Annotated in this window: 19 protein-coding genes and 3 pseudogenes; 14 read left to right on the top strand and 8 right to left on the bottom strand. The window is 47.6% G+C overall.

The window, feature by feature from the left end; all coding sequences use genetic code 11:
• Positions 1–74: 74 nt before the first annotated feature.
• The 3 genes from hflK to ftsH all read left to right on the top strand — a co-directional run bounded on the left by hflK (position 75) and on the right by ftsH (position 4271).
• Positions 75–1232 carry an FtsH protease activity modulator HflK gene (hflK, locus tag KEF85_RS09640; RefSeq protein ID WP_215579949.1) on the top strand — a complete coding sequence of 386 codons (1158 nt, stop codon included), beginning with the start codon at positions 75–77 and terminating at the stop codon, positions 1230–1232.
• A complete protein-coding gene (hflC, locus tag KEF85_RS09635; RefSeq protein WP_215579947.1) occupies positions 1229–2095 on the top strand; it encodes a protease modulator HflC in 867 nt (288 codons plus the stop codon). The genes hflK and hflC overlap by 4 nt, the downstream gene beginning before the upstream one ends.
• 277 nt (positions 2096–2372) lie before the next feature.
• Complete coding sequence (gene ftsH, locus KEF85_RS09630; protein ID WP_215579946.1) at positions 2373–4271, top strand: ATP-dependent zinc metalloprotease FtsH; 1899 nt, start codon at positions 2373–2375, stop codon at positions 4269–4271.
• 54 nt (positions 4272–4325) lie between these two features.
• Here the strand turns inward: ftsH and dtd are convergent, their stop codons facing one another.
• Genes dtd through greB form a run of 4 tightly spaced genes read right to left on the bottom strand, consistent with a single transcriptional unit; the run spans position 4326 to position 5874 of the window.
• A complete protein-coding gene (gene dtd / locus KEF85_RS09625; RefSeq protein WP_215579944.1) occupies positions 4326–4766 on the bottom strand; it encodes a D-aminoacyl-tRNA deacylase in 441 nt (146 codons plus the stop codon).
• Positions 4763–5206: a gamma-glutamylcyclotransferase family protein gene (locus tag KEF85_RS09620; RefSeq protein WP_215579941.1), complete on the bottom strand. Its 444-nt coding sequence runs from the start codon at positions 5204–5206 to the stop codon at positions 4763–4765. Before KEF85_RS09620 ends, dtd begins: the two co-directional genes overlap by 4 nt.
• Positions 5207–5208: 2 nt before the next feature.
• On the bottom strand, positions 5209–5379 hold the full coding sequence (locus KEF85_RS09615; RefSeq protein ID WP_215579939.1) for a hypothetical protein: 171 nt from the start codon (positions 5377–5379) through the stop codon (positions 5209–5211).
• A gap of 3 nt (positions 5380–5382) precedes the next feature.
• Positions 5383–5874, bottom strand: coding sequence for a transcription elongation factor GreB (greB, locus tag KEF85_RS09610; protein WP_215579937.1), 492 nt, complete (start codon positions 5872–5874; stop codon positions 5383–5385).
• 127 nt (positions 5875–6001) lie between these two features.
• Here greB and KEF85_RS09605 point away from each other — a divergent pair, with 127 nt between their 5' ends.
• Positions 6002–6478 (top strand): FKBP-type peptidyl-prolyl cis-trans isomerase, encoded by a 477-nt coding sequence (locus KEF85_RS09605; RefSeq protein ID WP_215579935.1) that lies wholly within the window; start codon positions 6002–6004, stop codon positions 6476–6478.
• A 65-nt stretch (positions 6479–6543) separates the two neighbouring features.
• Here the strand turns inward: KEF85_RS09605 and KEF85_RS09600 are convergent, their stop codons facing one another.
• Positions 6544–7665 (bottom strand): NAD(P)-dependent alcohol dehydrogenase, encoded by a 1122-nt coding sequence (locus KEF85_RS09600; protein ID WP_215579933.1) that lies wholly within the window; start codon positions 7663–7665, stop codon positions 6544–6546.
• 185 nt (positions 7666–7850) lie between these two features.
• Between KEF85_RS09600 and olsF the strand changes: the two genes are divergently transcribed.
• From olsF to KEF85_RS09585, 3 genes are read left to right on the top strand one after another with little or no spacing between them, the layout of a single operon-like run.
• Positions 7851–9572: a bifunctional ornithine lipid synthase OlsF gene (gene olsF, locus KEF85_RS09595; RefSeq protein WP_215579931.1), complete on the top strand. Its 1722-nt coding sequence runs from the start codon at positions 7851–7853 to the stop codon at positions 9570–9572.
• A 3-nt stretch (positions 9573–9575) separates the two neighbouring features.
• A complete protein-coding gene (locus tag KEF85_RS09590) occupies positions 9576–10592 on the top strand; it encodes a M14 family zinc carboxypeptidase (protein WP_215579929.1) in 1017 nt (338 codons plus the stop codon).
• A complete protein-coding gene (locus KEF85_RS09585) occupies positions 10585–11349 on the top strand; it encodes an alpha/beta fold hydrolase (protein WP_215579928.1) in 765 nt (254 codons plus the stop codon). Before KEF85_RS09590 ends, KEF85_RS09585 begins: the two co-directional genes overlap by 8 nt.
• Before the next feature lie 11 nt (positions 11350–11360).
• On the opposite strand, the gene KEF85_RS09580 is transcribed toward KEF85_RS09585, so the two are convergent.
• A complete protein-coding gene (locus tag KEF85_RS09580; protein ID WP_215579925.1) occupies positions 11361–11678 on the bottom strand; it encodes an H-NS histone family protein in 318 nt (105 codons plus the stop codon).
• Positions 11679–11739: 61 nt separating this feature from the next.
• Positions 11740–12426: a DUF2914 domain-containing protein gene (locus KEF85_RS09575; RefSeq protein WP_215579923.1), complete on the bottom strand. Its 687-nt coding sequence runs from the start codon at positions 12424–12426 to the stop codon at positions 11740–11742.
• A gap of 94 nt (positions 12427–12520) precedes the next feature.
• On the opposite strand from KEF85_RS09575, the gene KEF85_RS09570 reads away from it, so the two are divergent.
• The 3 genes from KEF85_RS09570 (at position 12521) to KEF85_RS09560 (ending at position 17615) form a co-directional block, all read left to right on the top strand.
• Entirely contained in the window at positions 12521–15340 is a 2820-nt protein-coding gene (locus KEF85_RS09570) for a 2-oxoglutarate dehydrogenase E1 component (protein ID WP_215579921.1), read from the top strand.
• A gap of 10 nt (positions 15341–15350) precedes the next feature.
• Positions 15351–16538 carry a 2-oxoglutarate dehydrogenase complex dihydrolipoyllysine-residue succinyltransferase gene (odhB, locus tag KEF85_RS09565; protein WP_215579919.1) on the top strand — a complete coding sequence of 396 codons (1188 nt, stop codon included), beginning with the start codon at positions 15351–15353 and terminating at the stop codon, positions 16536–16538.
• 327 nt (positions 16539–16865) lie between these two features.
• Positions 16866–17615, top strand: a complete 750-nt coding sequence (locus KEF85_RS09560) for an Lcl domain-containing protein (protein WP_215579917.1) — start codon at positions 16866–16868, stop codon at positions 17613–17615.
• 501 nt (positions 17616–18116) lie between these two features.
• On the opposite strand, the gene KEF85_RS09555 is transcribed toward KEF85_RS09560, so the two are convergent.
• The gene (locus KEF85_RS09555; RefSeq protein WP_215579915.1) at positions 18117–19436 is read right to left on the bottom strand and encodes an IS110 family RNA-guided transposase; all 1320 of its coding nucleotides are present in this window, start codon (positions 19434–19436) and stop codon (positions 18117–18119) included.
• 354 nt (positions 19437–19790) lie between these two features.
• Here KEF85_RS09555 and KEF85_RS09550 point away from each other — a divergent pair, with 354 nt between their 5' ends.
• From KEF85_RS09550 to KEF85_RS09535, 4 genes and pseudogenes are all read left to right on the top strand, one after another.
• Positions 19791–20912, top strand: coding sequence for an IS4 family transposase (locus KEF85_RS09550; protein WP_215579912.1), 1122 nt, complete (start codon positions 19791–19793; stop codon positions 20910–20912).
• A gap of 239 nt (positions 20913–21151) precedes the next feature.
• A pseudogene (locus KEF85_RS09545) lies at positions 21152–21592 on the top strand (IS1380 family transposase); the annotation flags it as partial.
• A gap of 53 nt (positions 21593–21645) precedes the next feature.
• Positions 21646–23216 (top strand): annotated as a pseudogene (locus tag KEF85_RS09540) (IS3 family transposase).
• Between the two features lie 41 nt (positions 23217–23257).
• Positions 23258–24193: pseudogene (locus KEF85_RS09535) on the top strand (IS1380 family transposase); the annotation flags it as partial.
• Positions 24194–24594: the final 401 nt, after the last annotated feature.

The following is a 24594-nucleotide window of genomic DNA, read 5'->3' as shown; positions in this document are numbered from 1 at the left end:
GTCGGATATTGATCTGACAGCATAATAACGCGGTCTTTTGCATAGGTTCCGCATTCATCTAGTGAGGATTAATCATGTCGTCAGAGAATAACAACACCAGCAAACCCACTCCGCCACCCGATTGGAAAGCGGAGATTGATAAACACTGGCAACGCCTGAGCCAGCGCGGCAGTGACTTTTATCAATCCCATCAGCAACTGTTTGGGGTGCAGAAAGTGGCGGCAGTGGCCGGTGCCGGGCTGCTGGTGGCCTGGCTGGGCAGCGGCTGGTATATTGTCGATCAGGGCAACCGAGGCGTGGTCAGCCGGTTTGGCGCTTATGCCGACACCACCTTGCCCGGCCTGAACTGGCATTGGCCGCTGCCGCTGGAAAGCGTGAAAGTGGTGAATGTGGAACAGCAACGCTTTATCGAAGTGGGCTACCGCGATTCCGGACGCTTTGCCAAAGCCGCCAATATTCCCCAGGAGTCGCTGATGCTGACCCGGGATGAGAACATCATCAATGTCCGGTTGGCGGTGCAGTATCAGATCAATAATGCCAAAGACTATCTGTTCAATGTCAAAGACAGCGAAGCCACTTTGAAACAACTGACCGAAAGCGTGGAACGCGCCGTGATCGGCCAGCATGATATGGATTTTGTATTGACCGAAGGTCGCAGCGAAATCGTGGCCGAAATCAAAAGTCAGATCCAGACCGCCATGGACCGCTATCAGGCCGGCATCACCATCGCCAGCGTCAACCTGCAAGACGCCCAGCCGCCTGAAGAAGTACAAGGGGCTTTTGAAGACGCCATCCGCGCCCGTGAAGACAAACAGCGCCTGATCAACGAAGCCGAAGCCTACAGCAACGAAATCCTGCCCAAAGCCCGTGGCGCCTCTGCCCGTTTACTCCAGGAAGCCGATGCGTACCAGGCCGAAAAAGTGGCTAAAGCCAAAGGCGAAACCGAACGCTTTGATCAACTTCTGGTGGAATACGAAAAAAATCCCGCCATTACCCGCAAACGCCTGTATCTGGAAGCCAAAGAAAAACTCTATAGCGGCAGTCGTAAAATCCTGATCGAATCCACCCAGAACGCCCCGCAATTCTACATGCCGCTGGCCAATGCCGAAGCCCAGGCCGCCGGCAGCAAACACCCCGTAGCTGACCTCGGCAGCCCGGACAACAGCGGCGAAGCCGCCCATAACCACAAAGCCGCCGCCCCCGAACTACGTCCCAGCCGGAGCAAACCATGAACAACAAAACTCTCAGCCTCATCATTCCGGCCAGTCTCACCGTATTACTGGCCGGCTACCTGTCAGTGTTCTATGTCGAACAGCACCAAAAAGCCATCCTGTTTCGGCTGGGTAAAATGGTCAGCACCGAATTTGCCCCTGGACTGCATATCAAAACCCCCATCATCAACAACGTCAGAACCTTTGACGCCCGAGTGCTGACCCTGGACACCAAATCCGAACGCTTCCTCACCTCCGAAAAAAAGAACGTCATCGTCGACTCCTTCGCCAAATGGCGCATCGGTGATGTCGGCTTGTTTTATACCACCGTCGGCGGCGACGAATACCAGGCCAACCTGCGTCTGGACCAGATCATGAAAGATGCCATGCGCGGCGAATTTGGCCTGCGCACCATCAAACAACTGATCACCGAAGACCGCAGCGAACTGGGCCAAACCCTGCTGGACAAACTCGCCCCGGTGGCCGGCAAATTCGGCATCGAACTGATCGACATTCGCATCAAACGCATCGACCTGCCGCCAGAAGTCAGCAGCTCCGTGTTTCAGCGCATGCGCGCCGAACGGGAAAGAGTGGCGCGGGAATTCCGCTCCCAGGGTGCCGAAAGCGCCGAACTGATCAGCGCCGAAGCCGACAAACAGCGCCAGATCCTGCTGGCCAACGCCCAGCGAGAAGCCGAAAACCGCCGAGGCCGGGCTGATGCCGAATCCGCAGAAATCTATGCGGCCAGCTACGGCAAGAACCCCGAGTTCTATGCGTTTTACCGCAGCCTGCAGGCTTATCAAACCGCCTTTGAAAAAACCGACGACACCCTGGTGTTAAAACCCGATTCGGATTTCTTCAGGTATTTTAATAACGAGAAATAAATACAACGGTGCCGTCTATCTTCAATGCAGCAACACTACATTGAAGATATAGGTTACGGACTTTTAGCAGTCTTTTTGGTTGTGCTGAAATTTTGATAAATAAATCAAGTCCGTGAGTAAATAATAAACTTAAATCATTTAAAATTATTTTGAATTTATTGTGGCTCAGGCTTATTAAAATAGTAAACCCTTCAAGTCTGTAGCTCTATATAATGATTGAACTTGGAATGAAAATTCTGTTCCAATCGTCCTGGAGTTGGTATAGGAGTAAATCGCAATGAAAAAATTCTTGATTATCGTATCGATAGCAGCATCGGCAGGTTTAGGCTTATATTGGCTATTTTCACGCAGCCTGCCCAGTTATGAACCTAATTTCGATATTTCCTATTCTGATTTTATCGAGGATGTCCGCAGCAAAGCGGTCACCGAGGTAATTATCGACGGTAATAATGTTGATGGCCGCCGCCAGAATGGTACCCGGTTTACCACCTATAATCCTAATGATTCCAGAATGATAGATGAATTGTTAGAGTATGGGGTAAAAATCAAAGTTGAAAAACCCGAACAGCCTTCGACCATCATGCAAATAGTGATGTCCTGGGCGCCAACCTTATTATTGATTGCGGTATTTGTGTATTTCATGCGCAAACAACAGCAAATGGGCGCCGGCGGCCAGAACAGCTTTGGTAAAAGCCGGGCCAAGCTGATGGCGGAAGATCAGGTGAAGGTGCGTTTTACCGATGTGGCTGGGGTGGAAGAAGCCAAAGAAGATGTGGTGGAAATGGTGGACTTTCTGAAAGCCCCCGGCAAATATGAAGCCCTGGGCGGCAAGATTCCGCGCGGGGTGTTGATGGTGGGACCTCCCGGTACCGGTAAAACCCTGCTGGCCAGAGCCATTGCCGGCGAAGCCGGAGTACCGTTCTTTTCCATCTCCGGTTCCGACTTTGTGGAAATGTTTGTCGGTGTCGGCGCCTCCCGGGTGCGGGATATGTTTGAACAGGCCAAAAAGCGGGCGCCCTGCATTATTTTTATCGACGAAATCGATGCGGTAGGCCGGCAACGCGGGGCTTCCGGCATGGGGGGCGGTAATGATGAGCGTGAACAAACCCTGAACCAGTTACTGGTGGAAATGGACGGCTTTAGCGGCAATGAAGGCATTATTGTGATAGCCGCCACCAACCGTGCCGATGTGCTGGATAAAGCCCTGCTCAGACCGGGCCGGTTTGACCGGCAGGTGCAAGTGGGCTTGCCTGATCTGAAGGGCCGCGAACAAATCCTTAAAGTGCATGGTAACCGGGTACCTTTGGCCGATGATGTCAACATCAACGACCTGGCACGCGGTACCCCCGGTTTTTCCGGGGCCGAACTGGCCAATCTGATCAACGAAGGCGCTTTGTTTGCCGCACGTAACAACCAGCGGGTGGTGACCATGCAGAACCTGGACAAAGCCCGCGACAAAATGATCATGGGTGCCGAAAAGCGCACCATGGTCATGGGCCGGGAAGAACTGCTGATGACCGCTTACCATGAAGCCGGCCATGCCATTGTGGGCCGCAACGTACCTGAACACGACCCGGTGTACAAAGTCAGCATCATGCCGCGCGGCGGGGCTTTGGGCATTACCATGTTCTTGCCGGAACGCGACCAGTACAGCGCCAGCAAAGACAAACTGGAAAGCCAGATTGCCAGCCTGTTTGGTGGCCGGGTGGCTGAAGCCCTGATTTACGGCAAAAATAAAGTCACCACCGGGGCTTCCAACGACATCCAGCGTGCCACCCAGCTAGCCCGTAACATGGTCACCAAATGGGGCTTGTCCGACCGACTGGGGCCTATGGATTACGGCGATAACGAAGGCGGTTATATGGGCTCACAAGCCAAGCCGATGTCCGAACAGATGGCACAAATCATCGATGAAGAAATCCGTAAGGTGATAGACAGCAACTATTTACGGGCGGAAACCATACTCAAAGAGAATATGCAGATTCTGCACAATATGGCTCATGCTCTGCTCGATTGGGAAACCATTGATAAATTCCAGATTGATGAGTTGCTGCAGGGTAAGGTGCTGGCGCCGCCAGAACCGGAAGCCGAACTTCCGGAAAGTTACACCGAAGTTCTGGCAGCAGAAAATTCACCGGCTGAAACCGAAATTGCAGGGTATGTGGCTTTGTCTTAATTATCAGGCTGTCGGTTTGGGGTAAAAAATGGCAAAAGTGCAGCGTAAAATAGTTTAACGACTATACAAAGTAAACGTCACCGGCCCATCGTTAATTAAGGCCACTTGCATGTCGGCACCAAACTCGCCGAATTGGCAGCCTGGATAAATAGCGGTGGCGCGCTGTTGTACATAGGCAAATAGCTCACGGGCTTGTCCGGGACTTGCCCCAGCCGCAAAGCTGGGGCGGTTGCCGGTTTCGGTGTCTGCAGCCAGGGTGAATTGCGGCACGATCAGCAGGCCGCCCTGGATATCACGTAAGCTCAAATTCATTTTGCCGTTGTTATCGGCAAAAATCCGGTAATTCAAAATCCTTTCCAGCAACCGGTCGGCCTGTTTGGCTGTATCGGTTTTTTCCACGGCCAGCAAGGCCATGATACCTTGGTTGATCGCGCCGATGTCTATGGTGTTGACGCTGACTTTAGCCTGGGTGACGCGTTGAATTATAGTAATCATGGTTTGCTGCTGTGTTTGGTCAAAAATTGTTGGTAGTCACCGCCGGTTATTATTGTCAGTCCATCAACCGGGAGATTATAAAGATAGATCCATGCCAGGGTAGGCTGTGTCGGCTTTAACTCTACTGTTACCTGACAGCGTTGGTATTCATGGGGTAGCGGAAAGTTTGCCGTGCATTCTTCATATTCGTCAAGAATAGCCAAGAGATCAGTCTGATGTTCCGACAGTTGATACAGTTCACCGTGAATAATGCTTTGATCCAGTACGGCGGGTATCACTGCGCCAGGATAATCCGCTATGGCGTAAAGCCGGCCAGGCAGGGTAGCTGGGCCGATATAGCGGCTGCAGCTTTGCAGAAATGGATGTATTTGCCCTGGTGGGTTCTGGCGCAATGTGCCGTAAACAAATAAATACTTGGGTAAATAGTTTGGTGTTTCCAAGATTATCTTCCGGTATATAAACGTTCAATCAGCTTTTTGAACCAGAACGGCCTGAGCAGAAATACATATAACAGCAATAGAGAGGAAACCGGCACCGGACTAATATCGAGCACGGTTAGTAACAGCAGAGCTGTTAACCATTTTAAACGCCAGAAAATGCTGGATTGTGGCATGGCTTAATAGCGGATATCGACTATGTAATAACGCTGTTCCAGATCGCCATGCCTTACCAACACTTCATCGTCCAGCGCTTTTTTTAACAGTGCTTTAGCCAATGGCGAATCCAGGCTGATCAGGCCTCCGCTGGTATCAATCTCATCCGCGCCGATGATACGGTAGGTAATTTCTTCACCTTGCATGGTTTCCAGTGTCACCCAGGCACCAAAGAATACCTGCTGCTGATTTTGCGGCTTTTCTGAGACAATATTTAAAATCGGTAATCTTTTTTGCAGATAATGAATACGCCGGTCTATTTCCCGTAATTCTTTTTTCCGGTAAATATATTCGGCGTTTTCAGAACGGTCGCCTTCGGCTGCCGCTGCAGACAAGGCAGTCGTGACATGTTTACGCCTATCCCAAAGTTGTTTCAATTCGGCTTCCAGGCGCTGATAACCAGCCTGGGTGATATAGGGAGAAGATTTTGCTTGGGGTGGACGCCAGCGTGACATGTTTTACTCAAGAAAATGTATAATATATCAGTAGCAATCGCACTGTACTAAACACGTATCCGGCAAACACACACCGATCGGTCTAGCGTGACGTGCGACATATTTTAAATTAAATTTCAAGGCTGTTATGCAAATCACCGATAAAACTGCTGTTTCGATTCATTATACCTTAACCAATAACCGGGGTGAGGAACTGGACAGCTCCATTGGGGCTGAGCCTTTGGTCTATTTGCATGGCACCGGTAATATCATTCCCGGTCTGGAAGCGGCATTGACCGGCAAGCAAATCGGCGACAGCTTTACCGTCAGCATTGCGCCTGATCAGGCTTACGGCGAATTGGATGCCAATATGGTACAAATAGTCTCTGCGGCCATGTTCGAAGGTATGGATATTGATGTAGGCATGCAGTTTCACGCCGACGTCAGCTATGGCAGCGGTGTTATCACCATCACCGAAATTAATGGTGACGAGGTAACAATAGACGGCAATCACCCCTTAGCAGGTGAAGAGCTGATTTTTGCTGTAGAAGTCATTGATATTAGACCAGCTTCTGCAGATGAATTGGCCCATGGTCATGTGCATGGTGCCGGTTGTCATCACTAAATAATGCTCCGGCCGAGCGAGGCGGGCAAATCGGCCACATCCCCGCTATGCAGGTCAACATCAACTTAGCCAACAGCGTTCGCCGCTTTTAATTCGGCAGCGCTCGGTATTGATGCTGGTTGACCGCCGCTTATGCTGTGTTGGTTCAGGGTCTGTATATCAATTACGAAACGGTATTTCACATCGCTTTTCAGCATGCGTTCAAAGGCATGATTGATGTCCGCCATGTCTATCAGTTCAATATCAGAAACTATATTGTGTTCAGCACAAAAATCCAGCATTTCCTGAGTTTCGCGGATACCGCCGATTAAAGAGCCCGCCAAGGCCCGGCGTTTGAATATTAAATTACCCACACTGGGCGATGGGTGGGGTTGATCGGGGACACCGACCAAACACAAAGTGCCATCACGCTTCAGTAGTGCCAGATATTGATCCAAATTATGTTGGGCTGCCACCGTGTCGAGAATAAAGTCAAAGCTTTGCTGATGCTTTTGCAATTCTTCCGAGTTTTTGGAAATCACCACTTCATCAGCACCCAAACGCTTGGCATCGGCAATTTTGCTGGGAGAAGTAGTGAATAACACAACTTTAGCGCCAAAAGCATGGGCAAATTTGACAGCCATATGACCTAAGCCACCCAGGCCGACCACGCCAACTTTCTGGCCTTTGCCGACTTGCCAATGGCGTAGCGGGGAATAAGTGGTAATACCGGCACATAATAATGGCGCGACTGCGGCTAAATCCAAATGTTCTGCAATCTGCAGTACAAAGCGTTGATTCACTACAATCACATCCGAATATCCCCCATAAGTCATGGTGCCGGTGATTTTATCCGGACTGTTATAAGTAAATACTGTATGGTTGCAAAATTGTTCCTGATGGTCTTGACAGTCATGGCAGGTACCGCAGGAATCGACCATACAGCCGACACCAACACTGGCACCTACTTTAAAACGACTGACCGAACTGCCAACTTCCAGCACTTTACCGATAATTTCGTGCCCAGGCACGATAGGGAAGGTGCTGCCCTGCCATTCATCTCTGGCTTGATGGATATCACTATGGCAAACACCGCAATAGAGAATTTTAATCAGGACATCGTCCGAACCGGGCTGGCGGCGGTCAAAACTGAACGGTGCTAGTGGGGTGTGCGGGTTGTAGGCTGCATAACCATGTGCTTTCATCATAATGGCGGTCTCCGGATGATATGGAAGTATGGCTATTGTGGGGGATAATCTGAGGAAAGCAAGATGCAATGCTGGATTGATTGAGTATTAGTTACTGCTGTTGATGCATATGCCGAATTTTTCATAATTCTGACATATTTGCTCGTTAGAATTTTAATCTGTATTTTATTTTTGGATTACGCTAAATGATTGATGCTGAAAGCATATTGAAAGATACCTATCCTGATTTTAAGCTGGGAAAACATCAGCCATTAGCAGTGAAAGCCCTGAAAAAACTCATCCACGAAGACGATTTCAATAGTGTTATTCAAAAAAACCAACATCTGCGTGGTTTTGCCTTTCTTGATAAATTATTGAGTTATTTTAAATTCAGTTATCAGGTCAGTAATAAGTCGCTGAATAATATTCCTTCCGAAGGTAGATTATTAATAGTAGCCAATCATCCTATTGGTACCCTGGACGGATTAGCCCTGGTAAAGCTGATACGCACCATTAGGCCGGATGTGCGGATAGTTGCCAATCGGGTTTTGTCACACATGGAGCCATTGCAATCGATATTTTTGCCGGTCGATGTGTTATCCGATAAAAAAAGCCTGAAAGATACTTATAAAGTGATGGTGGATGCCCTGGAAAACGAGGAAGCCATTATCATTTTTCCGGCTGGTGAAGTTTCGCGTATCACACCAGCTGGTGTGCGCGACGGCAAATGGCAGACCGGTTTTATCAAGCTGGCCAAAAAATCCCGCAGCCCGATTTTGCCCATCCATATTAAAGCCAAAAATTCGGTTCTGTTTTATAGTGTTTCCACTTTATATAAACCTCTGGGCACCATGCTGTTGGTTAAAGAGATGTTTAATAAAAAGAATCAGGAAATCAAATTTAAGGTTGGGGCGCCAATTCCATTTTCGGCAATTGCCGACAGTACCGAAAATAACAAGCAGCTTAGTCAGCGCTTTCGTAAACACGTGCTGAATCTGGGTAAAAAGAATAAACCGTTGCTATTTGAAACCTTTGAAACAGTCGTTCATCCCAGTGATACCAAAGCCATTAAAAAGGCTTTGTTCCAATCCAGATTACTGGGCGAAACCCGTGATGGTAAAAAGATTTTTCTTTACCAGTTTCAGGATGATTGTCCGGTGATGCAAGAAATAGCCCGGTTACGGGAGCTGACCTTCCGTTCGGTGGAAGAAGGTACCGGTCAGGCATTGGATTTGGATAAATTTGATATTTATTATAGCCATATTGTGTTGTGGGATGATATAGATCTGGAAATAGTCGGATCTTATCGGGTGGGTGAAGGCCCTAAAATCATGGCTGAATATGGTGTAGAAGGGTTTTATACTCAAACCCTGTTTGATTTGCAGAGTGATTTTGCCGCACTGTTACCCTACAGCGTTGAATTGGGCCGCAGTTTTGTCCAGCCCCGCTATTGGGGGCAACACAGTCTGGAATACCTGTGGTATGGCATTGGTGCTTATTTACGGGAAAAACCGGAAATTAAATATCTGTTTGGCCCGGTAAGTATCAGCAATGCCTACCCACAACCCGCCAAGGAATTGATTATCGGTTTTTATCAGCAGCAGTTTGGCTCAAATAATTATCAAACCAAAGCCAGAACCCCGTTTGTGATCTCCGAAGCTGGTCGCCAGTTTGCCAGTACCGAATTCCAGGCCGATTATTCAACCAGTTTTAAAATTTTGAATAGTGAATTAAAAAAACTGGGAGTAAGAGTGCCGACACTCTATAAACAATACGTCGAGTTGTGCGTGGACAAGGGGTGTCATTTTATCGACTTTAATATTGATCCGGAATTTAATAATTGTATAGATAGCCTGATAATGGTGGAAATTGATAAAATTGCCCCCAAGAAAAGACACCGTTATATAGATACCTCATTAAATTCATAGCCCATGACAGACAAGTCGTTTGTGGAATTGACTCAGCTGCAGGAGATAATCAAACAGCTGGGTGATAGGGCGCGGGTAGAGGTTGTGGAGCGAGTGGTGTATAAAGATCGGGAGTTTCCGATACACTGCATAGCCCTTGGCTCTGAGCGACCTGATGTGCCTGTATTAGGTTATTTTGGTGGTGTGCATGGCCTGGAAAAAATCGGCTCGGAAGTGATTCTGTCGTATCTTAAAACCATAGTTAGTCTGTTAGATTGGGATGAAGAGTTTAAACAGCGTCTGCAACATTCGCGCTTGATCTTTATGCCGATTATCAATCCGGTGGGCGTTTATCTAGGTACGCGTTGCAATGGGAATGGCGTAGATTTAATGCGTAACGCCCCTGTCGAGGGAGACGGTAATACCAAATTGTATAGTGGGCATCGCTTAAGCCCCAGATTACCCTGGTATCGTGGTGATGTCAGCTGTATGGAAAAAGAAGCATCTGCCTTGTGCCGGGTGATTACCAAACATTTGTTTCCGGCGCCCTTGTCGATAGCCATAGACTTACATTCCGGCTTTGGTGTGCATGATAGGCTATGGTTTCCTTATGCTTCCAGCCGTAAACCTATTGCGACCTTGGCAGAAGTGTTTGCCTGGAAAAAACTATTTGATCGCAGCTACCCCAACCATTTTTACAAAATTGAGCCCATGAGCCAAGAGTATGTGATCAATGGTGATTTATGGGATTATTTATACGATGATTTTAGCCAAAGCCAGCAGACCGACAAACTTTTCTTGCCCTTGACGCTGGAAATGGGTTCTTGGGTTTGGTTGCGAAAAAGTCCATTACACATGTTTCAGCGTCATGGTCTATTTCATCCCTTATTGCCGCACCGGCAGCAGCGCATATTACGCAGGCATTTTACCTTGTTTGATTATTTGTATAGGAGTCTGCTGTATTCGCAGGAATGGGCGCATTTACAGGCCGACCAGAAGCAAATTTATGCCGAACAGGCAAAAGCGCTTTGGTATGCATAAGGATCTGGGAAGTAATTGGTTATTGCTGCGTGGCTTAGCTAGGGAGGCCGGGCATTGGGGTGATTTTCTGCCACTAATGCGTGAGGTATTTCCAGATGCTCGAATCAATACTTTGGATTTACCGGGTACCGGTTTATATCACCGGGAAAATAGTCCTGCACTAATATCAGCGATTATGGAATGGCTTAGGCAGCAGGCCAGAGAGCAAGGCTTATTGGATCAGCCTTTGACTATTTTAGCGCTGTCTATGGGGGGAATGGTGGCCTGGGAATGGCTAATAAAACACCCGGCAGAAATTCAGGGTGCGGTTTTGGTTAATAGCAGTTTTGCTAATCTCAGTGCATTTCATCAGCGTATGCGTTGGCAAAGTTATCAGCAGTTTCTGCAAATTCTGCTGGAAAAAGATTTATATCAACGTGAGCAGGCTATTCTGGCGCTGGTTAGTAATTCCCCGGATCGCTACGCAGCTCTGGCAGAGTCCTGGTATCAGATACAGCAGCAAAGGCCGGTTAGTTTTAAGAATTTTATCCGGCAAATTACAGCAGCGGCACAGTATAAGCCGAGCCGACAAGGGCCAAAGCAGCCCGTTTTATTGCTGAATAGTCAAGGTGATCGGCTGGTTTCGCCAAGCTGTACTCAACGTATTGCTGAAAATTGGCAATTGGAAGTTAAAACCCATCCCTGGGCAGGGCACGACCTTAGTATTGATGATGGTGTCTGGCTAGGCAATCAGCTCAAAAATTGGATAGTGCCTTAAATCTTGCGGATTTAGATAATTTCAAACTCGCTTTTGTCGCGGCCTGATGCAATTAGTTCTTGCATCCATTTTGGCGCTAAACCACGGCCAGACCAAGTTTGAATTGGATCAGCCGGATTACGGTATCTGGCAGCAACTTTAACTGTTTTCCGGTCTACGATTTTTTCCGCATCATGAAGCTCAACAACCACGCCAATAGAGGCAGCTAAATCCTTTATTTGAGCAATTACTTCCTTGCGTTTTGAAGATAAGCGTTCTTTTAACGCTTTCTCGGCTTTTTCAATAACTTCTTGCAATTCAGCATCAGAAAGATTAGTTAGATCAGTCATGTTTTCCTCTGTTATATAACGACGCAGTTAGTTTACCACTATATTAGGATAAAGAAAATACTTATTCATAACTAATTTTAAAACTCAGGGTAGAGAATACTTTGGTTTTGCTATCAACTAGTTGAATTTGCCAATCACCCACATCATTTTTAGTAAATTTTTTACTGGAAATCAGTCGGCTAGTATTGGGCTTTAGATCAAATTGTTTTTTATAAATCAATTTACCTTGTTTATACCAGGCATGAGATAAAGCCAATACCTTAATATATTTAAGCTGATTAAAATAAAAAAGTTCAATGGATTGTTTTTGATCGAGCTTAATGGCCTGTTTAACTTGCCGATAAGGTTCAGTATCTTTGATTTCAGTATTCAAAGAAGCTCTTAGTACGCTACGATCCAATATCATGGCGTTCCCTGGCTGCAGTGTTAGGCTTATTTCCGCAGGGGTTCCCGGTAGTTTGGCGTTATTGGCCGGTTCCGCGGCTGACACTTGGGGTTTATTCTGTATATTTGCCGCAGGCGGCACAGTTGCTTCGGGTATTTGTGTGTCAGGCGTAGCTGCTGGAGTAGATGTCTGCTCATTGTCGGTCAGCCCATAAATGCCGACCATAACTAAAACCAGCAATATACTGAATGTCGTTAATATACGGTTATAGTGCCAAACAGTAACCATTTCTGGCCCAGTATTGGGCTTGTGGTTTTGGTCTTGGTCATAATTGATTTTAATAACGACTTTGCTTTTGGCCATACTTGCTCCGGCTTAGGACTACAATTTTATTTGGTCTTGGACAATTTTAGCACTACTATAAGTACCTTGACTTGCTGAAAATCCGGATGTTTGCATGACTACTCTGCTTGAATTGTTTAAAGAGACTTCTGCATTATATGGTGGTAATGCAACTTATATTGAATATCTTTATGAGCAATTTCTCAGCAACCCCAGCACTATTTCCGAAAGCTGGCGGCAGCGATTTGAAAAAATCCATAGCGGCGCACCACAAGACACACCGCATAGCGTGATTGTGCGGCGTTTTGAAAAAATGGCTATTGCCGAACCGGGTCGCTTGGCAAAAATGCAGGGCTTTACCGAGCAAAGCGTAAAAAAACAATCAGCGGTGGCGCGGTTAATCAATCAATACCGGGTCAAAGGTCATCAGATAGCCGCTAATAACCCATTGGGCCGCAGCCATATTACGCCACATGCTGATTTGGAGCCGGAGTACTATGGCTTAACCGAAGCCGACCTGGATACCCTGTTCGATACTGGCGGCTTATGCGGCATAGACAGAATGCCTTTACATCAAATCTTGGCACTGCTTAAACAAACTTACTGCGGCAGTATCGGCAGCGAATATATGCATATCGTTGATGCCGACTCAAAATGGTGGATTAAAAATAAACTGGAAGGGGCTAAAACCGATTTTAGCAGCCATCCGGAAAAACGTATCTGGCTGTTAAAATTATTAACAGCTGCTGAAGGTCTGGAGCGGTTCTTACATAGAAAATATGTGGGTCAAAAACGTTTCTCTCTGGAAGGTGCCGAATCGCTGATCTTGATTCTGGATGAACTGATACAGCGTGCCGGGGAGAACAAGGTTCAGGAAATTGTGCTGGGTATGGCGCATCGTGGCCGCTTGAATGTATTGGTGAATATTTTGGGTAAAAGCCCGGCGGTTTTATTTGGCGAATTTGAAGGTACCCATACTTCCATGCCGGGCGCAATTACCGGCGATGTTAAATATCATATGGGTTTTTCTTCCAATATAGCCACACCGGGCGGACCTATCCATTTGACTCTGGCCTTCAATCCCTCCCATCTGGAAATCATCAACCCTGTAGTGGAAGGTTCGGTGAAAGCCCGTCAAGACCGTCATGGTATTCATGGCATTGATGCCATAGTGCCGGTATTGATTCATGGTGATGCGGCATTTGCCGGTCAGGGTATCGTCATGGAAACCTTGAATATGTCGGAAACACGCGCCTTTAATACCGGCGGAACCGTGCATATTGTCATAAATAACCAGATCGGCTTCACAACCAGCAATCCATTTGATGCCCGCTCAACCCTATATTGCACCGATGTGGCGAATATGGTGCAGGCCCCGGTGTTTCATGTGAATGGCGACGATCCAGAAGCCGTGGCGTTTATTACCCAGATTGCATTGGACTACCGGATGCGATTTCACAAAGATGTGGTGATAGATTTGATCTGTTATCGGCGTCTGGGGCATAACGAAGCTGATGAACCGGCAGCCACTCAGCCGATGATGTATAAAATCATTCAAAATCTGGCCACCACCAAGCAGATTTATGCCCAGAAACTGCTGGATGATGGTGTTATCAATCAGGCGTTTTTGAGTACGCAGGAACAGGAATATCTGCAGTTGCTCAATGCTGGTGAGGTGGTGTCGCGGCCTGGAATAGAAAATGATCACTATTCCTATTCGGCACGCTGGGAAAAATTTCATAACAAAGACTGGAACAGCCCGGCTGATACCGCAGTCAGTCTGGACAGAATTCAGTTTTGTAACCAACGCTTGCAAGATTTGCCGCCGGGTTTTGAACTGCACCCTCGGGTTGCCAAGGTTATGACCGACCGGCAAAAAATGGCGCAAGGCGAACAGGACATGGACTGGGGCTTTGCCGAAAATATGGCCTATGCCACTTTATTGATGGACGGCTATGATATAAGGCTGACTGGGCAGGATATAGGCCGTGGCACATTTTCCCATCGTCATGCCATATTATTGAATCAGCTGACCGGTGAAAACTATATACCGCTAAAATATTTAAGCCCGGAGCAGGGGCGTCCGCAAATTTTCAATTCTCTGTTGTCCGAGGCCGGCGTCTTGGGTTTTGAATACGGTTACAGCTCAACATTACCGGATAAACTAGTGATTTGGGAAGCGCAGTTCGGTGATTTCGCCAATGGTGCACAAGTGGTGATAGATCAGTTTATCAGTTCCGGGGAAAGCAAATGGGGTAAGCTCAGCGGTTTGGTTATGTTGTTGCCGCATGGTTTTGAAGGGCAGGGGCCGGAACACTCTTCCGCGCGAGTAGAACGATTTTTGCAATTATGTGCCGATCAGAATATGCAGGTCTGTACACCCACCACACCGGCGCAAATTTTTCATTTGCTGCGTAGGCAGCTACTGCGCGAATATCGCAAGCCATTGGTTGTGATGAGTCCGAAAAGCCTGTTAAGGCATAAATTGGCCGTGTCAAAACTGACCGATTTGACCAATAGCGGCTTTTTACCGGTAATTGGTGAGTTGGATGAACTGGATCCGCTGGCAATCACCCGGGTAGTATTATGCGCCGGCAAAGTCTATTATGATTTACTTGAAACCCGCCGTTTGGATAAATTGGAACATATTGCCATTATTCGTATCGAACAGCTATATCCATTTCCGGCGCAACATTTTAAAACGGAATTGGATAAGTATCCGCATCTTAAACAGATTATCTGGTGTCAGGAAGAACCTGAAAATCAGGGGGCTTGGTTCCAAAGCAAGCATTTCTTTTATAATCACATTGATAGAGATATAACTATCAGTTATGCCGGCCGGGTAGCATCTGCCGCACCTGCCGTGGGCAATTATAAAACCCATCTTAGCGAACAAAAAGCCGTAGTGCAGACTGCACTTTACGGCGGTCAGTAAGGAATTTTATATGAGTTTTGAAATTTTGGCGCCAACCCTGCCTGAATCGGTTGCCGATGCCAGTCTGGTTGTCTGGCACAAACAAATAGGTGACTGGATTAATGAAGGTGACAATCTGGCCGATCTGGAAACTGATAAAGTCATTTTGGAAGTGCCGGCACCGCATTCTGGTACTTTAAAGGAAATTTTTAAACACGGTGGCGATACTGTGCTGGGTGGTGAATTGCTGGCTCTGTTGGAAGTTCAGGACGATCAGCAAGCTATTGCACCAGTCAGTCGGACGGATGAGCCGCGTTTAAGTCCATCTGTGCGCCGTCTGGTGGCAGAAACCGCAGTAGACCCGAACGCAATCAGCGGTTCTGGTAAACATGGCCGTATACGCAAATCTGATGTGCTGGAGTATCTGGGTGAGCATCCGGCGGAGGCCGAGGAACCGGCTCCAGTGCCTAATCCAGAATCCGCCGCCGCACCACTTTCGGCAACAGGTATAGCCAGTTTGCGCCCGGAACAGCGGGTGCCGATGACCCGTTTGCGCGCCAAAATTGCCGAACGCTTGCTGCAAGCCCAGCAAAACGCTGCGATGTTGACCACGTTTAATGAGGTTAATTTAAAAGCGGTAATGGATTTGCGTAATCAGTATAAAGGCCGGTTTGAAGAAAAACATGCCATAAAGCTAGGGTTCATGTCATTTTTTGTCAAAGCGGCCATCGAGGCCCTGAAACGCTTTCCGGCCATTAATGCCTCCATAGACGGCAATGATATTATTTATCACGGCTATTATGATATTGGCATTGCCGTGACCACCCCACGCGGCCTGATCGTACCGATTTTGCGCGATGCCGACCAACTGGATTTTGCCGGCATAGAAAAAGGCATTTATGATTTTGGCAATAAAGCCCGCAATGGTTCTATCAGTGTCGAGGATTTGAGCGGCGGTACCTTTACCATTACCAATGGCGGCATTTTTGGTTCCATGCTCTCAACGCCTATACTCAATCCGCCGCAATGTGCAATTTTGGGTATGCACGCCATTAAAGACCGTCCGGTAGTGGAAAACGGTGAAATTGTCATCCGGCCCATCATGTATCTGGCATTGTCTTATGACCATCGTTTGGTCGACGGTAAAGAAGCCGTGCAATTTCTGGGGGTTATTAAGGAATGTCTGGAAGCGCCTGCCCATTTATTGTTAAATATTTAAGTTAATGGTTTGGCTAAAAATGAAGTCAATAACTTTGATCTCATGATGTCTTTGTCAATAGCTGATAGCTCTTTATGCCCAAGAAATATATTGAGCATAAGCCAAGCAACCGGCTTTCCTTTAGGGCGATGAGCAGCAAAGAGCCATAAAGATATTGAAAGATCGTATAAAACGTGCTAGCGTTTTGTTGCGTGCAGTTAGCACGTAGCACCTCCTTTGCTATATATTGAAGCGTGGTTAAGGCTTGGGGATCAGCCTAGAGCCGAAGCTTTCACATGTGGTGCAAAGTTATTAACAAACTAAAACACAAATGCTAAGGAGAAACACGTGCAACACGGAAAAATCTTATTGACAGTAACCATGATGTTCGGTCTCGCCAGTCTAAATGCCCAAGCCACTTTAACTACTACGGTCGGCGGCTTAGGGATTTATGATAGCGGCATCAATTCCACCTGGACCAAAGACGCCAACCTGTTAGGCACCTTGGAGGGTGCTTATGGATCTAACAGCTACAATAATATCGTCACCGCAATCATCAATGCTAACGGCGGTGTGATCCATGATACCCCCAATAATATTGATCTTACCGGAACATACACGCTGACTACTGATGATTTTGCTGATGGTGGATTGGTAGACTGGTGGGCCGGACAAGCATTTGTAAATTACCTGAATACTATCAATTATGGCGGCTCCAGCCATTGGGCTTTGCCTAGCAGTAACGCAGTGTATGGTTATGATAATGGTAGTCAACTAGGTGAGCTGTTTTACAACGAACTGGGTGGTATTTCAGGGTCTTACATCCCCAGAGGTCCGTTCAGCAATGTGCAACAAACCTACGCGTATTGGTCTGGTACGGAGCATGCATCCATTCCTGACATTTCATGGTTCTTCTATACCTACAATGGTGAGCAGAACTACGGCTATAAGAACGACCAGTTCTATGCATGGGCAGTTAGCCCCGGCAATGTTGCATCCGTGCCGGAACCCAATATTATCTGGTTGTTTGCAACTGGTCTGTTAGGTTTTCTTGGCTTAAAACGACGCAGCAACATCGGGTGTGGATCATTTGGGTGATTCGGCTTTTTTAGTGAGTAGGGTGGATTCGCCGCTAGGCAATCCACCAAAACTTAGCAGGACGCTTGGTGTTTTGCTATCGCGGCCCCGCTATGCGGGCCGAATCTTGGCAGCGCCGATACAACCCTCCCACAACCCCATATCTTAAAGGCAACTCGGTTTGTGACAGCAAATGCCGTCACACAAAACCAGCTGTAATATGAAGCCCTTAAGGGTCTGCCTATTGGCAATTTCAACAGCCGGTTTTTTGCCGATGTCTATCTAAATTGTCTGTACCAGTTTGTCAAACATCAACTGAAATGCTGTTATTCTCGGCACTATTGCGACTATTTTGTGCTGCAGGATGCCAATTTTAAACAACATCGGTTGGCGGGGTAAAATGCAGACGACCAGTGGCGCGTAAGACGCTACCGCAGTTGCTTAAGTCAATTTTTAATACTCATAGCCATAACCTCTCAAGAAACAAATCACAACCAATTGATTATGTTGTGTTATTTTTTATTATGCGGAAACCAGTTTCATGCCCAATTGTTCGGCGCGTTTATTCAGCGAATTCACCACCCGTTGACGATAGCGTTCTTCATAATATTGTTGACCTTTGTCCACGAATTCTTCCCCCTTAGTCAATAGCGCATAAATTAAGCGCGCCAACTTATGGGCGCAGGCGGTGATCGCGCGTGGTTTATCCATACGAGCACAGAGTCTACGGTAATAGGCTCCCAACGCAGATTGACTGGCGCGTAAGTTAACCGCCGCCAACCTTAAGGCTTGAGCAGCACGGTTAGCCGTGCGCTTGGACTTGCCAGACAATACTTTGCCGCCTGATATTTTAGTACCCGGACATAAACCCAACCAGGATGTAAAATGTTTAACATTTTTAAATCGCGACATGTCAGCCCCGACTTCGGAAAGTACCGTAAACGCGGTAGTGACGTCAATGCCATCAATCCGTGTTAGATCGACGCCACATAATCTAAACAGGTGAAGACGCAAATCAAATTGCGGCGCATTTTTGTTTCGACTGCGACGCGTTATGGCTTGCGGCTCATGGGAATATTTAGCCAATTCTTGGAGCATTTCTTCCAATTTCAGGTCGCACTCCTCTAATTTTTCAGTATAATTGTCATACAAGTCAACCGCTTGTTTAAGCGCAAACAAATGTTCTTCACGCCAATTACCCTGTAAAGATTTAGCGATCTCCTTTTCACTTGCATGAATACGACCATGACGAAGCTTCGCTAAAGTAACTCCATCACGTTCGCCGACCAAAATAGCTCTGATAATTTTTTGCCCAGTGACGCCAACCACATCAGAAATAACTTGGGTTAATTGTAGGTTCATCTGTGTGAGCGCTTTTTGCATGTGTTGAACATGCCGTGCTTGGTAGCGTAATAGCATAGCTCGTTGCCGCGCCACACTGCGCAGTGCGCAAATATCGCCCTGTGGACGAAATGCTCCTCGCAACAGACCAAAGCTCATTAATTGCTGCAACCACTGGCAATCCAATACATCTGATTTACGTCCAGGCACGGATTTGACGTGACGAGCGTTCACCAAAAAGACTGTGAAGCCACGAACTTCAAGCATCTCAAACAATGGAATCCAATAAACCCCCGTAGACTCCATCGCCACCGTATCAATACCGCATTCCGTCAACCAATCCGCCAAATGTTCTAAGTCCTCGGTGAAACTTGGAAATTCACGTACGGAGGGATTATCTCGGTCGGGCGATACTGCCACAAAATGGCTTCCTGAACCAATATCGATACCCGCCGCATTGGGATGAGTCAGTTGAAAATGAGCAGACTTGCCAGTAGCCATGACTTTACTCCATCATCAGAAATAGTAAACCCACACCGCTTTGGGAACATCGTCAAAAATCATTCTCTCAAACGGGATACCTTAAGGCTCACCAATTTCGCCGACGTTACCCAGAACCACACTCTGTTTCGGGTGCGAACACACCATTGATCAATCGGTCTTCTGCGGTGCGGGTAACCTACTTTACCGCAAAAAGCTCCATGTTTCTTATTCACGCATTCCACCGAAGGGTGGTTATGGCACTCTGTACACGACAAAACCTAAAAACCGGCTAAAGAAGATGATCTAAGCTTATGACTTGAAAGCCCATCGCAAATCTGTTTCACTCTCTAATGACTAAAAAAGGGGGTGAACATGGACTTAAACGATGGGCTTAGAGCGATTTTAAAAGACCATGTGTCTTGGAGCAAGCGCCGTTTAGATTGTTTTATCGGTCTGTTACTGGCGTTAATCCAATCCAGGCACATGAATTTAACGCAATTAGCGGTGAATTTTGGTGGACAGGCGACCTTAAAGTCCCGGTACAGGCGGCTTCAGCGTTTTTTTCAAACCGTTGTTTTTGATTATGACGCCGTGGCGCATCTGATCATGCAGTTGTTTGATTTTAAGGGCCAGTCGTATTATTTGACTCTGGATCGCACTAACTGGAAATGGGGAAAGGCCAATCTGAATATCCTCACCCTGGCGATTGCTTATAAAGGCATGGCGGTGCCGGTGTACTGGTTGGTGTTGAATAAGCAGGGTAACTCCAATCAGCGTGAACGAATCGCCTTATTGCAACGCTTCATCCGGCAGTTTGGTCGGCATGGCATTCAAGGCGTATTGGCTGACCGGGAGTTTATTGGCGATCAGTGGTGGCAATGGTTAACAGACCATACCATTCCGTATTTGATTCGGATGAAAGACAATCAGTTACTGACCAATCGCCGCCACGCCGGAAAGCCCGTTCAAGCCCTATTCCGGGATTTAAAGGCGGGCGAGCAGCGCGTACTGAGGAAAAGACAGCGCATTGGCGATCAGTGGGTTTGGTTGAACGCCTTAAAATTAGAGACCAACGAGCTATTAGTGTTGGCCAGTAACCAGCGCTTGGCTCAGGCGATTCAAGTTTACGGCCAGCGCTGGCAAATTGAAAACCTGTTCCAATGCTTGAAAGGGCGCGGCTTCCATTTAGAAGAGACCCGGCTGACCCGGTATTATCGGATTAAGAAAGTCATGGCGCTCCAAGCCATTGCTTTTTGCTGGGCCCATAAAGTCGGGGAATGGAAACATCGAGCCGTTAAGCCGTTAACCATCAAACAACACGGTCGCCCGGAATGTAGCTTGTTTCGTTATGGGCTAGACGAGCTGAATAACTTTTTGTTGAAAACGGTTAAATCGGCTGATGAGATGCTTCGATTCTGGATTTTGTTTTTATGTCCGCCGACTATGATCGATTATGACCGAAGTCGGTCTGGGAAAATAACCCTCAGAATTTAAGTGGCGCGTTTTGTCGTGTACAGAGTGCCATAACAATAAATAGTTTTGGTAAAATTATGGAGATAAGCCAATCATGACGAATTAATTATAAAATATTATCCATTTACATAAAGCCGTTCCTTACGGCTATCAAACAGCTTAACTAGCACCTGAATCCGTGTTCGTTTTTTTTATAAATAGTCATAAGTCAATGATAAAAAAGGTATAATATAGTTTTTCTATAGTCACCCGTTTTGATTATGGCACGTTTTAAGCTTAAAGAATCCAAAAAGGAACTTACCTCCTATGCCGGACTATCCTTGATCGGCCAGTGCCTGGAAGCGGTCAATGTCGAAGTGATGGTGGACGGTAGAATACCTGTTTCACAGGGTATCAAAACCTCGGATTTAGTCAAAACCACTGTTGGCCTTTTAAGTATAGGCAAAAGCGACTTCGAGGCTGTTGAGCCGTTTCGTGAAGATCGTTTTTTCAAGAAGGCATTGGATGTACGTAAGGTTCCCGGCAGCGTGTGGCTGCGGCAACGTCTTGATCGTGTCAGCGGCAGCCTGCTGGAGCCGGTGGATGATCTATCGATACGACTCATCGAACGAACAGAAGCCCCAATTACGCCGCATAAAGGCTACGTCTGTCTGGACATGGACACCTTCGTCATGGATCAGAGCGGTACCAAGCCCCCCGCGTCAGACTAGTTGTCGTCTCAAATTTTTAAAGCCAATAAAATTTGAGATTAGAGATGAAAACATATACAAGGTATTCTGAAGACTTCAAAGAGCAAGCTCTGAGAAAAGTTTACAACCGTGGAAACGACCAATCGATTCAGGATATTGCGAAGGACTTGAACGTTTGCTGGCAAACCCTAAAAACATGGATGAAAAAAGCTAAATTGCATAACTCCCGAGATCTACCGTCGAAATCGAAACGCCCTGATGATTGGCGTCCTGAAGAACGTCTCTCAGCGTTACAGAAATCTTATGGCTTGAACGGGGAAGACTTGAATGCCTGGTGCCGTGAACAAGGGTTATTCGTTCATCAGCTTGAGCAGTGGAAAGCTGAATTCTGTCGTCAGGGTGGCGTATCTGAAAAAGGTGAAGTGCATACCCTAAAAGCGGAAATTCATACCCTGGAGCGAGAGTTGTTACGCAAAGACAAAGCCTTAGCAGAAGCCGCCGCGCTGTTGGTTCTGCAAAAAAAGTTCCGAGCGCTCTTGGGGGGAGAGGTCGAATGACTGCCCACGAAGAGCGCAAGCAAGTAATTGTTTTACTGAATGAATCGATAATAGCGGGTGCGCGGCAAGCCCAAGCTTGTGAAGTGCTGGGTTTAAGCGAACGCACCTTGCAGCGCTGGCAGACCGGTGAGACCGTTCATTGTGATCAACGTCCATTACGTGAATATCAACCGCCGCATAAGCTTACCGTCATGGAGCGAGCCGAGGTGTTGGCTGTTGCCAATTCCGATGAATTTGGGCATCTGCCGCCGAGTCAGATCGTACCTCGGCTGGCCGATCAAGGCCGCTATCTGGCTTCTGAATCGACATTCTATCGCGTACTGCGAGCAGAAAACCAATTGGCACACCGTCGCAGTGAACGCCCTGCTCAATCCCGCACTAAACCGCGTGCCCTCTGTGCCACCGTACCTAACCAACTTTATAGCTGGGATATTACCTATCTGCCATCAGCAATCCGTGGACAGTTTTTCTATCTTTACCTGTTTGTGGATATTTTCAGCCGAAAGATCGTGGGTTGGCAGGTGTTTGAAGAGGAAAGCAGTACCTTGGCAGGCGAATTGTTACGTGACCTGTGCCATCGTGAGGGGATACAGCCCAAACAGCTGATACTGCACTCTGATAACGGTAGCCCCATGAAAGGCGCTACCATGCTGGCAACCTTGCAACAACTCGGTGTCATGCCCTCGTTAAGTCGGCCTTCGGTTAGCAACGACAATCCTTACTCAGAATCGCTCTTTAAGACCTTAAAATACCGGCCAAACTATCCGTTAAAGCCGTTTGCAAAGGTGACGGATGCTCGTGACTGGGTAACGAGACTGGTGGAATGGTACAACCACGAGCATCGCCACAGCGCCATCCGGTTTGTCACGCCAGCGCAACGCCATGAAGGCTTAGATCAAGGCCTACTGGTTAAGCGTAAAGCCGTTTATGAGGCTGCCCGTGATCGAAACCCGAAGCGATGGACTGGTAACACGCGGAATTGGGATTGCATCCAAGCAGTCCACCTTAATCCTGATAAGCCAGTGACTAACAGTAAACCTAATACAGAGGAGACAACTCAGAACAAAAATGCCGCTTAAGATTTAAACGTCGAGGCGACAACTACATTGACAATTTCCGCAAGAAGGAAGAGGTGAGTCGAACCTATCAGGGAGTGGATGGCTATACGCCTGTCGCGGCTTATTTGGGCAATGAAGGCTGGTGTATAGGATTGGAACTGCGTCCAGGCCGCTGGCATTCATCGCTGGAGATTGATTATTTTCTAGAAAGGCTGTTTCCTCGAGTTGAGCGCTTGGTTGCACCGGGTTTGCCGTTGTTATTACGCAAAGACTCAGGGTTTGATAGCGCCAAACTGTTATTTACGGTTGCGGCTGAGAAAGAACGCTGGGCAGCCATGAACAGGCGCTTTGAATACTTGATCAAGTGGAATCCAAGACGGCAAGATAAGACATCCTGGTTAGAAAAAGCGGAAGCGGCCGGCGCCTTTGTTGAAAAACGCCCCGGTAAACGGGAAGCGTTAATGACACTGACGGTGGAACGTGCTTGGAAAAAACAGACTCGCCCCTTCAGACTGGTCGTGCGGATCATTGAACGCACGAGCAATAAGCACGGCCAGATGCTATTACTGCCGGACATTCAACTGGAAGGCTGGTGGACGAGTCTGGAGGAACCCGAAGAAACCGTCATTGAACGCTACCGCGACCACGGCACCCATGAACAATTTCATTCGGAATTCAAAACTGACCTGGATATGGAACGCTTACCATCTGGAAAGTTTGAGACCAACGACTGTCTATTGAGAATGGGTATGTTTGCCTATAATTGCTTGCGACTGATTGGTCAACTGGGCTTGACTGGCGACTTGGCGCCAATACGTCATCCGGCAAAACGACGGCGGTTACGAACGGTGCTGCAAGAAGTCATGTATCGAGCAGCCCAGGTGATCCACAAAGCCCGGCAATGGTGGCTGGACTTAGGGTGCGCCTCACCCGTGGCAAAAGTATTCGCTTATTTACAAGAGCGATTGGTGGTGCAGCCTGGCTTTGCATCAGGATAAGCGGCGCGAAAGCTGAGATGCTGGTTACGAGCTGATTCTCCGGGTAGAGAAGAAGATTGCTTGTCTTGGCGTCAGGTTTTTCATCTGGCGATGCCGGCAATACCATGGAAACGATTGATTTTTGCGACTGAGGGTCAGTGAGTCGCTATTTTTGCGAAAGCTTGTTTAGGGGCATCCCAGCCCCAACAAGCGGCAAAAATTACGCGACCGCTAATGCCTCCGGCGGCCCCGATTCGTCCTCCTCACCTCGTTCCGACCCAACAAGGGGATCGGAACTTCGGCTCCAAGTGACTTGACGGCGTTTCGCGATGCCTTGCAGGTTTTCTCCGCTTCGCTTCGAAAACCCGCCCGGCGCTACGCCTATCGGGGACTAAAAATCTTCGCTCCACTTACGTTCCGCT

The sequence above is a fragment of the Methylomonas paludis genome, from assembly GCF_018734325.1.
GTDB classification, from domain to species: domain Bacteria; phylum Pseudomonadota; class Gammaproteobacteria; order Methylococcales; family Methylomonadaceae; genus Methylomonas; species Methylomonas paludis.
The sequence above is the reverse complement of the archived record's forward strand: the minus strand, read 5'-3'. Positions and strand labels throughout refer to the sequence as shown.

Coding starts and splice junctions, on each gene's coding strand:
- hflK (WP_215579949.1), top strand. CDS start 75: ATGTCGTCAGAGAATAACAACACCAGCAAACCCACTCCGCCACCCGAT.
- hflC (WP_215579947.1), top strand. CDS start 1,229: ATGAACAACAAAACTCTCAGCCTCATCATTCCGGCCAGTCTCACCGTA.
- ftsH (WP_215579946.1), top strand. CDS start 2,373: ATGAAAAAATTCTTGATTATCGTATCGATAGCAGCATCGGCAGGTTTA.
- dtd (WP_215579944.1), bottom strand. CDS start 4,766: ATGATTACTATAATTCAACGCGTCACCCAGGCTAAAGTCAGCGTCAAC.
- KEF85_RS09615 (WP_215579939.1), bottom strand. CDS start 5,379: ATGCCACAATCCAGCATTTTCTGGCGTTTAAAATGGTTAACAGCTCTG.
- greB (WP_215579937.1), bottom strand. CDS start 5,874: ATGTCACGCTGGCGTCCACCCCAAGCAAAATCTTCTCCCTATATCACC.
- KEF85_RS09605 (WP_215579935.1), top strand. CDS start 6,002: ATGCAAATCACCGATAAAACTGCTGTTTCGATTCATTATACCTTAACC.
- KEF85_RS09600 (WP_215579933.1), bottom strand. CDS start 7,665: ATGATGAAAGCACATGGTTATGCAGCCTACAACCCGCACACCCCACTA.
- olsF (WP_215579931.1), top strand. CDS start 7,851: ATGATTGATGCTGAAAGCATATTGAAAGATACCTATCCTGATTTTAAG.
- KEF85_RS09590 (WP_215579929.1), top strand. CDS start 9,576: ATGACAGACAAGTCGTTTGTGGAATTGACTCAGCTGCAGGAGATAATC.
- KEF85_RS09585 (WP_215579928.1), top strand. CDS start 10,585: ATGCATAAGGATCTGGGAAGTAATTGGTTATTGCTGCGTGGCTTAGCT.
- KEF85_RS09580 (WP_215579925.1), bottom strand. CDS start 11,678: ATGACTGATCTAACTAATCTTTCTGATGCTGAATTGCAAGAAGTTATT.
- KEF85_RS09575 (WP_215579923.1), bottom strand. CDS start 12,426: ATGGCCAAAAGCAAAGTCGTTATTAAAATCAATTATGACCAAGACCAA.
- KEF85_RS09570 (WP_215579921.1), top strand. CDS start 12,521: ATGACTACTCTGCTTGAATTGTTTAAAGAGACTTCTGCATTATATGGT.
- odhB (WP_215579919.1), top strand. CDS start 15,351: ATGAGTTTTGAAATTTTGGCGCCAACCCTGCCTGAATCGGTTGCCGAT.
- KEF85_RS09555 (WP_215579915.1), bottom strand. CDS start 19,436: ATGGCTACTGGCAAGTCTGCTCATTTTCAACTGACTCATCCCAATGCG.
- KEF85_RS09550 (WP_215579912.1), top strand. CDS start 19,791: ATGGACTTAAACGATGGGCTTAGAGCGATTTTAAAAGACCATGTGTCT.